The sequence below is a fragment of the Rickettsiales bacterium genome, assembly GCA_033762595.1.
In the GTDB taxonomy this organism is placed as follows: domain Bacteria; phylum Pseudomonadota; class Alphaproteobacteria; order Rickettsiales; family UBA8987; genus JANPLD01.
This window is the reverse complement of the sequence record JANRLM010000101.1, coordinates 1-10,147: the sequence shown is the minus strand read 5'-3', so window position 1 is coordinate 10,147 and position 10,147 is coordinate 1. Positions and strand designations below refer to the sequence as shown.

General features: G+C 33.6%; 13 protein-coding genes and 2 tRNA genes. 12 read left to right on the top strand and 3 right to left on the bottom strand.

Annotation, left to right across the window (positions count from 1 at the left end; translation table 11 throughout):
- Window positions 1-801, top strand: an 801-nt coding sequence (locus SFT90_07305) for a hypothetical protein (protein MDX1950284.1), incomplete at its 5' end; no start/stop codon positions are given.
- Here the strand turns inward: SFT90_07305 and blaOXA are convergent.
- The 3 genes from blaOXA to SFT90_07290 all read right to left on the bottom strand — a co-directional run bounded on the left by blaOXA (window position 802) and on the right by SFT90_07290 (window position 2,714).
- Window positions 802-1,566, bottom strand: a complete 765-nt coding sequence (blaOXA, locus tag SFT90_07300) for a class D beta-lactamase (GenBank protein ID MDX1950283.1) — start codon at window positions 1,564-1,566, stop codon at window positions 802-804.
- A 301-nt stretch (window positions 1,567-1,867) separates the two neighbouring features.
- Window positions 1,868-1,943, bottom strand: a tRNA-Ala gene (locus tag SFT90_07295).
- A 694-nt stretch (window positions 1,944-2,637) separates the two neighbouring features.
- A tRNA-Arg gene (locus SFT90_07290) sits at window positions 2,638-2,714 on the bottom strand.
- A 133-nt stretch (window positions 2,715-2,847) separates the two neighbouring features.
- Here SFT90_07290 and iscU point away from each other — a divergent pair.
- The 11 genes from iscU to SFT90_07235 all read left to right on the top strand — a co-directional run.
- On the top strand, window positions 2,848-3,231 hold the full coding sequence (gene iscU, locus SFT90_07285) for a Fe-S cluster assembly scaffold IscU (GenBank protein ID MDX1950282.1): 384 nt from the start codon (window positions 2,848-2,850) through the stop codon (window positions 3,229-3,231).
- A 99-nt stretch (window positions 3,232-3,330) separates the two neighbouring features.
- Window positions 3,331-3,663 (top strand): iron-sulfur cluster assembly accessory protein, encoded by a 333-nt coding sequence (locus tag SFT90_07280; protein ID MDX1950281.1) that lies wholly within the window; start codon window positions 3,331-3,333, stop codon window positions 3,661-3,663.
- Window positions 3,664-3,741: 78 nt separating this feature from the next.
- Entirely contained in the window at window positions 3,742-4,032 is a 291-nt protein-coding gene (locus SFT90_07275; GenBank protein ID MDX1950280.1) for a nucleotidyltransferase family protein, read from the top strand.
- Window positions 4,029-4,382, top strand: a complete 354-nt coding sequence (locus tag SFT90_07270; protein ID MDX1950279.1) for a HepT-like ribonuclease domain-containing protein — start codon at window positions 4,029-4,031, stop codon at window positions 4,380-4,382. Before SFT90_07275 ends, SFT90_07270 begins: the two co-directional genes overlap by 4 nt.
- A 4-nt stretch (window positions 4,383-4,386) precedes the next feature.
- The gene (locus tag SFT90_07265; protein ID MDX1950278.1) at window positions 4,387-4,962 is read left to right on the top strand and encodes a hypothetical protein; all 576 of its coding nucleotides are present in this window, start codon (window positions 4,387-4,389) and stop codon (window positions 4,960-4,962) included.
- A complete protein-coding gene (hscB, locus tag SFT90_07260; protein ID MDX1950277.1) occupies window positions 4,963-5,442 on the top strand; it encodes a Fe-S protein assembly co-chaperone HscB in 480 nt (159 codons plus the stop codon).
- 114 nt (window positions 5,443-5,556) lie between these two features.
- A complete protein-coding gene (gene hscA, locus SFT90_07255; protein ID MDX1950276.1) occupies window positions 5,557-7,389 on the top strand; it encodes a Fe-S protein assembly chaperone HscA in 1,833 nt (610 codons plus the stop codon).
- 58 nt (window positions 7,390-7,447) lie between these two features.
- The gene (locus SFT90_07250; protein ID MDX1950275.1) at window positions 7,448-7,786 is read left to right on the top strand and encodes a ferredoxin family 2Fe-2S iron-sulfur cluster binding protein; all 339 of its coding nucleotides are present in this window, start codon (window positions 7,448-7,450) and stop codon (window positions 7,784-7,786) included.
- 87 nt (window positions 7,787-7,873) lie between these two features.
- Window positions 7,874-8,575: a nucleotidyltransferase family protein gene (locus SFT90_07245; protein ID MDX1950274.1), complete on the top strand. Its 702-nt coding sequence runs from the start codon at window positions 7,874-7,876 to the stop codon at window positions 8,573-8,575.
- Between the two features lie 72 nt (window positions 8,576-8,647).
- The gene (locus SFT90_07240; GenBank protein ID MDX1950273.1) at window positions 8,648-8,917 is read left to right on the top strand and encodes a DUF2610 domain-containing protein; all 270 of its coding nucleotides are present in this window, start codon (window positions 8,648-8,650) and stop codon (window positions 8,915-8,917) included.
- Between the two features lie 950 nt (window positions 8,918-9,867).
- Window positions 9,868-10,147, top strand: a 280-nt coding sequence (locus tag SFT90_07235; protein ID MDX1950272.1) for a F0F1 ATP synthase subunit delta, incomplete at its 3' end; no start/stop codon positions are given.

Sequence of the window (10,147 nt, the reverse complement as noted above, 5' to 3'; positions counted from 1 at the left end):
CCAACCTACTCAAAAAAGAAGGGGAAGATTTACAGATATTATGTCAGCCAAAAAGCAACAAAGAAAGGTTTTGATAAATGCCAAATTAAAAATATCCCAGCTGAAGAAATTGAATCAATAATTTTATATCAAGTTAGGCAGATTTTAACTTCTACAAAAATGATGATGAAAGCCTATGGCAATATCATCAAGGAATATCCGCAACTTTCACAAGATGAATTTAAAAACCTAATAGAGAATTTTGATGGAATATGGGACGAGTTATTTCCAGCGGAGCAACAGAAGATTCTGCAATTACTTATCAATAAAATTATAGTTTACACAGATAAAGTTGAAATAGAATTTTTACCACTTGGTATAATTGATTTTGCAAACAGGGTTGGTGGTGGCGTACAAATTTCAAAAGAAACTAGTAATATTTATGAGCCTTATAAAATTACAATTCCAGTAAATTTTGTGCATGGCAAAGGGCAGAAGTTTTTGATAACGCCATCAGGGCAAGAATATCAGGCGCCTTCAAAACCAGTATATGACAACAGCATGATAAAAGCCATCTGCAGAGCATTTGAATGGCAAGAGCAGATAAATAAAGGCAAATACAAAACCGCCAAGGAAATCGCAGAGGTAGAGGGTTTGAGTAGGTCTTATGTTTCAGATGTTTTAAGGTTAAACTTACTTTCACCAGAAATTATAAATGCAATCATCACTGGCAAACAACCGAGAAGCCTAACGCTATTAAGTCTAATGAACAAATTCCCACTAAGCTGGGAAGAACAAAAAGTTTATTTTGAACTAAATTAACTACTTAAGTTTTTCAAAATCTTTCAAAGTTTCATCTCTAGCGAAAGGGCCAGCAAAGCCTGTAATAGGTTTATCAAATTTTATAAGTTTAACAAAAGTTAGAGTTTTATTCTTCTTTTCTGCCCAACCAATAAACCAGCCTAGTGGCAGGTTATTCTCTTTACCACTGCCAGTTTTGCCATAGATCTTCCAGCCGTTTTTTGTTTCAAAAACTGGCATAGAGCTATATGTTTTACTGTATGATTCTGCTGAAACTTCTAACTTTTTATCAAGAAATTTATTAATAAATTGCAACTGTTCTTGCGGTGAAATTTTTAACGAAGATGAAAGCCAAGAATTAGTCAAACCATCATTCTTACCTGTGTTTCCAGATAAATCTTGGTTGCCGTAATCAAATTTTTGAATGTAGTTTTCAAATTTAGAAAGCCCTAGTTTTTTAGTTAATTTCTGAGAATACCAAACCACCGAATTTTTAAGCCAAGCTTTTGGCGTGGTATCTAAAATATCGTTTTCAGTATTTACAACATAGTTTTTTCTATATTTCCATTTCGGAACATCACCATCTTTAAGAATTCCAGAGTCAAAGCCAATTATCGCAAGTGGAAACTTAAATGTAGATGCGGGTGTATATCTTGTTTTACACTCACCATTACTCAGAATAATTTTATCAGATTTTCTGTCTGCAATTATTGTGCAAGTTTCAGATGCATTAGAATTAGTTGCATTAAGCAAAATTAAGGTGGCTAATATCAGATATTTTTTCATAGCTATTTTTGTTTAGGTTTAATTTATAATAACCTTTTTCCTAAATAAGTTAACTATCCTTTGCATAGGTAATTCGGAACGCTAAAAAGTTAACCATCTGAAAATAAAGGCAAAAAGGCAGTAGGGTAATTTTGAAAAGGTTTACAGGGTACTGAGAGAAATTGGCGTTTTGAGAGAAAATAGCCTAAAAATCAGCAAAAATGCAAACAACCTAGTCTACTCACTAACCTTAAAATAGTGGCTGAGAGTGGCGTTGGTGAGGTTGGTATAAAAAACGGAGAAGTTTCCGAAGATGTTTAAATGGTGGAGCTTAGCGGGATCGAACCGCTGACCTCTTGCATGCCATGCAAGCGCTCTCCCAGCTGAGCTAAAGCCCCTTATTTTTAGTTTTTTATATTAATAATTTCAAACTATCAAGATAAAGAAATCTAAACTTTTATGTTAGTGAGAGTAAGCCTACAAATTCCTATTGATTTTATATAGTCTGCAAAAATGCAGGCAAATTGCGACTTGAATTAACTATATAAAACAATATTATAATAATAATTATCTGCAAAAATGCAGATAAAATAATTTTTATAAAAAATTTTTATTTATCACCGCCTCAATTGATTCTGTATCATTTTGAGGCAAAAAACTAATTATAATTTATATTTAATTTCTGCTACTTTTTTTATCAATTGTTATTTTTATAGATTCCCGCTTTCGCGGGAATGAAGAAGTGGAATAGATTACCGCTTTCGCGGGAATGAAGATGTGGAATAGATTACCGCTTTCGCGGGAATGAAGATGTGGAATAGATTCTCGCTTTCGCGGGAATGAAGGGTTAAATAATTTCGACTTTCCGCAACAATGAAGAAATTAATAAGATTTAGCTTCCTTAACCTTCAATAAATGCATTTTACCATAATCTACACATAGTAAGTATATACTAAAAATATTTGTTCAGTAAGTGCCTCAATGAAATTACTTTAATTTAATGATAAATGAGGTTGATAATAGTTGATTAAATTAGTAAGATATTATTGACTAAAAAATAAAACTATATATAAATTGTGCGATTTTGATATATGGTGGGACCGAGACGATTCGAACGTCCGACCCTCAGATTAGGAATCTGATGCTCTATCCTGCTGAGCTACGGCCCCAACATAAAAAGGCTTTAGCATAATTAGAGGCAAGTGCAATCGCTTTTTGGTAGTTAGTAGTTGGTTGTTAGAAGTTGGTAATTTGAAAAGCCAGCTACCAACAACCAATTACTAACAACCAACAATAAATGATATGGCTTACGGCGAAAAAGTAATTGATCACTATGAAAACCCAAGAAATGTTGGGCGTATGGATGAAAGCAGCAAGAATGTTGGCACTGGCTTAGTTGGCGCGCCTGCTTGCGGTGATGTTATGAAGCTACAAATTGAAGTTGATGATAGTGGCGTAATCAGAGATGCGAAATTCAAAACCTTTGGCTGTGGCTCTGCAATTGCATCATCATCACTTGCGACAGAATGGATTAAAGGCAAAAGCCTTGATGAAGCTTACACTATTAAAAATACTCAAATTGCTCAGGAATTGTCGCTTCCGCCAGTTAAAATTCACTGCTCAATGCTTGCAGAAGACGCAATCAAGAGTGCAATTGAGGATTATAAGAAGAAAAATGTAAATTAGTTGAGGTTCTAGGTGCTAGAGGCTAGGTTCTAGGGAATTATAGTAATATTTTTCTCTTTTACCCTAATTCCTAGCACCTAGAACCTAGAACCTAAAACTATGAAAGCCCCAATAACCATAACAGATAATGCAGCCGAGAGGATAAAGCATTTGCTTAATGCCAGAGGCAAGGCTTCAGAAGGTATTCGCGTTGGCGTGCGTAAGGGTGGTTGCTCAGGGCTTGCATATGTGGTTGAATATGCTGACGATATAAGAAAATATGAAGATGTGGTTGAAGATAAAGGCGTAAAAGTTATTATTGACCCTAAAGCAACCTTATATCTTATCGGCACACAAATGGATTATGTTGAAGAAAAAATGAAATCCGGTTTTGTATTCATCAACCCTAATGAAAAAGGTAAATGCGGTTGCGGTGAAAGTTTTCATGTTTAGCATCACTACGTTGCAATATAAATACTATATGATTGTCTAATTAGTTTATTTTGCTATAGTGTAAAAAACATAGTTTTTATGACTTTAATAGATGAAATAAAAGCCAATCGTGAAAATATTTTCAATATTGCAAAGCAATATGGTGTTTATGATATTAGGCTAGTTGGCTCAGTTGCGAGAGGCGAAGATGATGAAAAAAGTGATATAGACTTTTTAGTTAATATTGAGAGTAATAGAAGCCTCATAGATTACATGAAGTTCAAAAATAAAATTGAAAATATTTTTAATCGTAAAGTTGATATTCTCTGTGAGTCAGCACTAAAAGATAGGTTTAGGTCCAAAATTAAAAATGATATAGTTTTTCTATGAGAAGATATGACGATAACGAATTAATAGAATTTATTTTTGAATTTATTGATGAAATTAATTCGCATATTTCTTTTGGTGGTGGCAAAGAATCTTTTTTTAATAATGTTACTATAAAAGAAGCATGTTTAAGGTCTCTTCACAAAATTTGCGAAACTACTCAAAAAATTTCTCCCCAACTTAAAAGTTCTACACCGGAGATAGAATGGTTAGAAATATCAGGTATGAGAAATATTTTGGTTCACGAATATCTTGAAGGTTTTATTGATGATAATTTAGTTTATAAGGTTATAGAGGAAGATTTACCAAAATTGAAAAAATCTCTCGAGAAGCATCACACGAAGAAAAAATAAATCTATGAAAAAATTACTTTTTACATTGCTAATTTTAATAAGTTTTGGCTTATCTGAAGGGGCTAATTCGCAAGGCATAATAGCTGATAAAAACTTTATGAACTTAAATGATAATCAAGTTAATAAAGAAAATAATTGCAATATCCTCTTTGAAAAACTTAACAGATATAATTGCCAAACATTTTTAGATAGGCCTTTTATCTATATAAACTCAAGCGATGCTGAGAATTTAATGTGTATGAGGTTATTTGAAATTTATCTAATAAATAATTGCGATAGAAGCGTTAGAAGAATTATAAATAAACAAAAAACTGAAGACTTAGAAAAAACTAATCAGAAAGTTGTTACTGAAAAAAACAAAGATACTATTGAAGAAGTTACGCCAGACGGAACAATTTGCGGTAAAGAAAAATTCTCTGATTTAATTGGAAAAAATCAAAGTGAGATAATGGTGAATAAAATAGAAGAGCCTTTTAGAATTATTTGCAAAGATTGCCCTGTAACAATGGATTTTGCACCTAATAGAGTAAATTTTTATCTTGATGAAAAAGAGAATGTTAAATCTATTGATTGCGGTTAGATGCTTAATTTCTTTGAAATATTTTCCCTGAATAAAAGTTATAATCTTGATAAAAAACTTCTCTATAAAAAATATTTGGAGTTACAAGCAAGCTCTCACCCTGATAAATTTATCAATGCGAGTGAGGAAGAAAAAATAAAATCCGTAAAAGTTAGTGCTGATATTAATGAGGGTTTTAAGGTGCTAAATGATGATTTACTTAGAGCGGAACATCTTATGGAATTACAGGGCTTTAGGGTTAATAAAGAGGGTAATAACAGCTTCAAGCCATCACAAAAATTATTAATGGAGCAATTAGAGCTAAGGGAAGTGCTAAGTTTTGCAGACGAAAATGAAAAAGAAAAAATCTTTGAAGAAATAGAAAATAAAATTGCAGAAACTACAAAATCTTTTGTGGAGTTTTTTGAAAAAGGGGATTATGAAAACGCCTCTGAGCAAGTAACAAGGCTTAGATATTTAATTAAGCTGGTTGATAGTTAGAGGGTATGAAGGTAAGAAAGTGTGAAGGTTGGAAGGTTTTAGTTGCAAAAATTATAACCTTCAATCCTTAGTCCTTCAACCCATAAACCATCAACTATAAACCATCAACCAAATATGTTAATCCAAATTCACGAACCGGGGCAAACCCCTTTGCCACACGAAGGGGAAAATGAGATTGCAATTGGCATTGATCTCGGAACAACAAACTCGCTTTGTGCAATTTCTGCAGATGAAAAGCCAAGCGTAATTTCCGATAAATATGGAAAATTTATCATTCCTTCAGTTCTAAATATTAATGAAAGAAATATTATTAGCGTTGGTGAAAAAACATCTTCAACTATAGCTTCAGTTTCTTCGGTTAAGAGATTGATTGGAAAATCTTTTCAAGATGTTAAAAGTGAAAATCTTTTACCTTATGGTATTGAAATTATCAAAGAAAAATCAGATAAAATAATCAATTTCAAACTTGGTGATAAAGAGTTTTCACCAATCACAGCCTCTGCGGAAATTCTAAAAGCAGTAAAAAATCACGCTGATGAAGTGTTGGGCAGGCATATTCACAAGGTGGTTATAACTGTTCCAGCTTATTTTAATGATGCACAAAGGCAAGCCACAAAAGATGCTGCAAAATTGGCAGGGCTTGAAGTTATAAGGCTTATTAATGAACCAACAGCAGCAGCACTTGCATATGGCTTGGATAAGCAATCTGAAGGGCTTTATGCGGTTTATGATTTTGGTGGTGGCACATTTGATGTTTCAATTCTGCAAATGCAAATGGGCGTTTTTAGAGTTATCGCAACTGGCGGCGATACTCATTTAGGTGGTGATGATATTGATTTAGCAATTGGGGCTTGGGGCTTAGGGGTTGGAAAAATTAATTCTTCAAATAATAACCAGCAACTAAAAACTATTCTTAAAAAAGCGAAAGAGGAACTCTCTGAGAATGATAAAACTATAATAGAAATTGAGGGCAGGGGGGTTGAAATTACTCGCTCGCAATTTGAGGAAATAATTAAACCTATCGTTGATAAAACTATCGCAATATTTTCAGCAACTCTGAAAGATGCGAGGATAAAACCTTCAGAGCTTGAGGGCGTGATTATGGTTGGTGGCTCAACTAGAATTCCTCTGGTTAGAAATGAAATTGAAAAACTAACAAAAAAGAAGCCCCTTATTGATATAAACCCTGATCAAGTGGTGGCACTTGGGGCTGCAATTCAAGCGGAAGCCTTAACAAAAGGCTCAAACTCTTTACTGCTTGATGTAACGCCACTTTCACTAGGGCTTGAAACTTATGGCGGATTGATGGAGGTTTTAATCTCAAGAAATACGCCTATTCCAGCAAGGGTGAAGCAGAAATTCACTACTTATGAAGATGGCCAAACCGCAATGAAAATCCATGTTTTGCAAGGTGAGAGGGAGCTTGCTAAAAATTGTAGAAGCCTTGCTTGTTTTGATTTGAAAAATATTCCGCCACAACCAGCTGGAACAGCTGTTGTTGAAGTAACTCTTGCATTAGATGCTGATGGAATTTTGAGCGTTTCCGCTATTGAAGAAAAAACTGGCACTAAGGCGGAAATTGAAGTTCGCCCTTCTTATGGCCTCAATTATGAGGAGATGGAAAAAATGCTCCTCGCAAGTATTATGGAAGCTGAGAAAGATATTCACGAAAGATTGCTTGTGGAAGCCAGAATTGAAGCTGATATTGTTATCAAAACTATAAAATCAGCACTTGCAGAAGATGAAAATTTAATTGATAAAAATTATAAAATCACTATTGAAAATTGCATAAAAGAATTGCAAGAAGCGTGCATTGGTAATGATAGAGAATTAATCCACTCTCTAATTGCAAACCTAGATAAAACCGCAACTGACTTCGCAGATGCAAGGGTTAGCAAGGCTCTGCAAGGTTATCTTGGCGGTAAGAAGGTGGGGGAAGTTGGTTGAAGGTTAGAAGGTTAGAAGGTTAGAATCCTTCAATCCCTCTAACTTTCAAACTATAAAAATGGCAAAAATTACATTCAAATTTCAAGGCGGTGAGAAAATCGTTGATGCACCTAATGGCATTTCTATTTTAGAAGTTGCTCACAAGAATGACATTCCGTTAGAAGGTGCTTGCGAAGGCTCGCTTGCGTGTTCAACTTGTCATATCATCATTGAGGATCAAGCTAGATATGAAGCCCTGCCTGAGGCAAAGGAGGAGGAGGAAGATATGCTGGATCTCGCATTCGGCTTAACTCACACTTCTCGCTTGGGTTGCCAGATTATGGTTAATGACTCCCTAGATGGCTTGGTTGTTCGCCTGCCAGAAGCCACCAGAAATATGGTTAGCGGCAAGCATTAGGATATTTACTTGCAAAATGTCACCTCGCAATAAATGCGGGGTGATAATTCTAAAAATATTCAACTATAAATATTCCTTAATCTCAATATGAAAGCGGTTTTATTAGTTGGTGGTAAGGGAACAAGGCTTGCGGAGCATCTACCAAGTGATACACCAAAAGCAATGGCGGATATTAATGGCAAGCCATTTCTTGAGCATCTGATTTTATATCTCAAAAAACAAAATTTCTCAGAAATTATTTTATCTGTTGGCCACTTAAAAGAAAAAATCATTGATTATTTTGGCGATAATTTTCAAGGAGTAAAAATCTCCTACTCTATAGAAAATGAACCTCTTGGCACTGGTGGTGCAATTCTCAACGCAATAAAAAATTTTGATTCTAAAAAATTTATTGTGATGAATGGTGATTCGTTTCAAGAAGTAAATTTTAATGATTTTCTGAATGTTTGCAAAAACTCTAAGATTGCAATTGCACTTAGGGAAGTTGAAAATGCGGGAAGGTATGGCAGGGTTGAGGTTTTGGGCGATAAAATCACTGATTTTCAGGAAAAAGGCTTTAATAACAAAGGCTTAATAAATTCCGGTTGTTATTTAATCAACAAAAAGTGGTTTTTAAGCCTTAATTTGCCAAAAAAATTCTCTTTTGAGTATGATTTTTTAATGAAGTTTTGCAAATCTCTTGAGATAAATTATTATCTTTCAAATGGTTATTTTGTAGATATTGGTATAATTGAAGATTATCAAAAGGCAAAAATTGATATTCCAAAACTATTAAATGTTGCAAACTAACAATTTATTTTTAACTAATAATTAACCTTTAAGTGATAGAATTTAATTATAACTTAGGGGGAGTTAGAATTTATGAAAAAATTTACAATACCTTGTGATTTTGGGGGCAAAAAAGCCCCGTTTGATGTTTATATCGGTATGCCTAAGGCAGGTAATCACCCATTGCAAAACCAAGCACATTGGTTAGCATCTGAAAGGGGTGGCACTATCCCTGCGGAAGTAATGGAAAGCTTCGCAAAACTTCTTGCTTTATCTGAAAAAAACGGAGTTTCATTTGAAGATTTGTGTGTTTACGCTTTAGAAGCTGCAAATGAGGAAAAAAAGAAAAATCAAGGTGGGTGATTGTGTTGGTTTTTAACCCTTTTTAGTTCCTCTTCCCTTTTAAGGGGAGAGATATTTGTAACTTCAATAGCTTATGTTTATATTATACTGCCCTGCCAAAATAAATTAAAATTAACTAAAATTTTACTCAATTGTTGAAAATTGTTTTTTTTTTCGATAAAATGGAGTGCTACTTTATTTTTCTTTTTTCTCTTATTTACTTACCTTTTTGGTTTTTATTTAAGCAATTTTGATTTTTAGTTTAATCAAAATAATTAAGAAAATTTATAGAGAAAAATTCTCTTTTTACTTCTGAAATATGCGTGTATTTTTTGCATCATCTATTCAGTGCTGTGAAAAGAGTTCAAGATATATTTTTCACATTCAAAAACAAAAAACTAGTCCATAAAATTTGAGTTTGGGCAACTTACTAGAACTTCTCACTAGGTGATATTGAGAGGGGAAACGCTTTTGAGCCTTGCTTGGTTATGACAATGCAATAGTTGAAGGAAAGTTTTATTCCGTTTGAAAAATCGAAAATGGCAAAATTAAAAAAATGTTACCATTCTAAAATGGTTAGCCAGAAGTAAATTCAGTAAAACCGCTTAAGATTTTTCTAATCGACAGCTCATATGAACTCTAAAAAGGTTCACGCTTTAACAAAATAGCCATAAACAGCTACAACAAAAGCGAGTGGAGTGATTTCTTAAAATAAGAACTATAAATTCTTATGATAAGATATTTTTTTATCTCGGCAACGCAAACGCGTTGTCCGGGCTGCGGCTACATAGATTGCCGCTGCCCTAAAAAAACCTACCTCATTCAGAGGTAGGTTTTGAGAGTCCCCATTAGCATTTGAGCTTTGGGGGCTCTTTTTTTATAATCTGCTACAAAAAAATAGAAAACTATAAAACTCTCTATTGCATCATAAAAATGAATGTGATAATGAAGCCGAAAATTATTTTTAGAAAATGGCTTCTAATATTACAGAAAAATCATCGCTCGCAAAAAGATACGCTCAGGCTTTTTTTGAAGTTTGCCAAGCAAATGGCAGTTCTGAAGTTGCATTTAATGATATTAAAAAATTTAATGATGCAGTTATTGCTTCAGGCGAATTATCTGATTTTATCTCTAATCAAGCCATCTCAAAAAAATTAGTGGCAAAAACAATTTTAGAAGTTTGCACAAACTTAAATATTTCAAAAAATATTGCTGATTTTATATCGCTTGTAGTTGCAAGTAGAAGGGGCG

Excerpts from the sequence above, each read along its gene's own strand:
- SFT90_07240 (MDX1950273.1), top strand. The coding sequence starts at position 8,648 with ATGAAAAAATTTACAATACCTTGTGATTTTGGGGGCAAAAAAGCCCCG.
- iscU (MDX1950282.1), top strand. The coding sequence starts at position 2,848 with ATGGCTTACGGCGAAAAAGTAATTGATCACTATGAAAACCCAAGAAAT.
- blaOXA (MDX1950283.1), bottom strand. The coding sequence starts at position 1,566 with ATGAAAAAATATCTGATATTAGCCACCTTAATTTTGCTTAATGCAACT.
- hscB (MDX1950277.1), top strand. The coding sequence starts at position 4,963 with ATGCTTAATTTCTTTGAAATATTTTCCCTGAATAAAAGTTATAATCTT.
- SFT90_07265 (MDX1950278.1), top strand. The coding sequence starts at position 4,387 with ATGAAAAAATTACTTTTTACATTGCTAATTTTAATAAGTTTTGGCTTA.
- SFT90_07245 (MDX1950274.1), top strand. The coding sequence starts at position 7,874 with ATGAAAGCGGTTTTATTAGTTGGTGGTAAGGGAACAAGGCTTGCGGAG.
- hscA (MDX1950276.1), top strand. The coding sequence starts at position 5,557 with ATGTTAATCCAAATTCACGAACCGGGGCAAACCCCTTTGCCACACGAA.
- SFT90_07250 (MDX1950275.1), top strand. The coding sequence starts at position 7,448 with ATGGCAAAAATTACATTCAAATTTCAAGGCGGTGAGAAAATCGTTGAT.
- SFT90_07275 (MDX1950280.1), top strand. The coding sequence starts at position 3,742 with ATGACTTTAATAGATGAAATAAAAGCCAATCGTGAAAATATTTTCAAT.
- SFT90_07270 (MDX1950279.1), top strand. The coding sequence starts at position 4,029 with ATGAGAAGATATGACGATAACGAATTAATAGAATTTATTTTTGAATTT.
- SFT90_07280 (MDX1950281.1), top strand. The coding sequence starts at position 3,331 with ATGAAAGCCCCAATAACCATAACAGATAATGCAGCCGAGAGGATAAAG.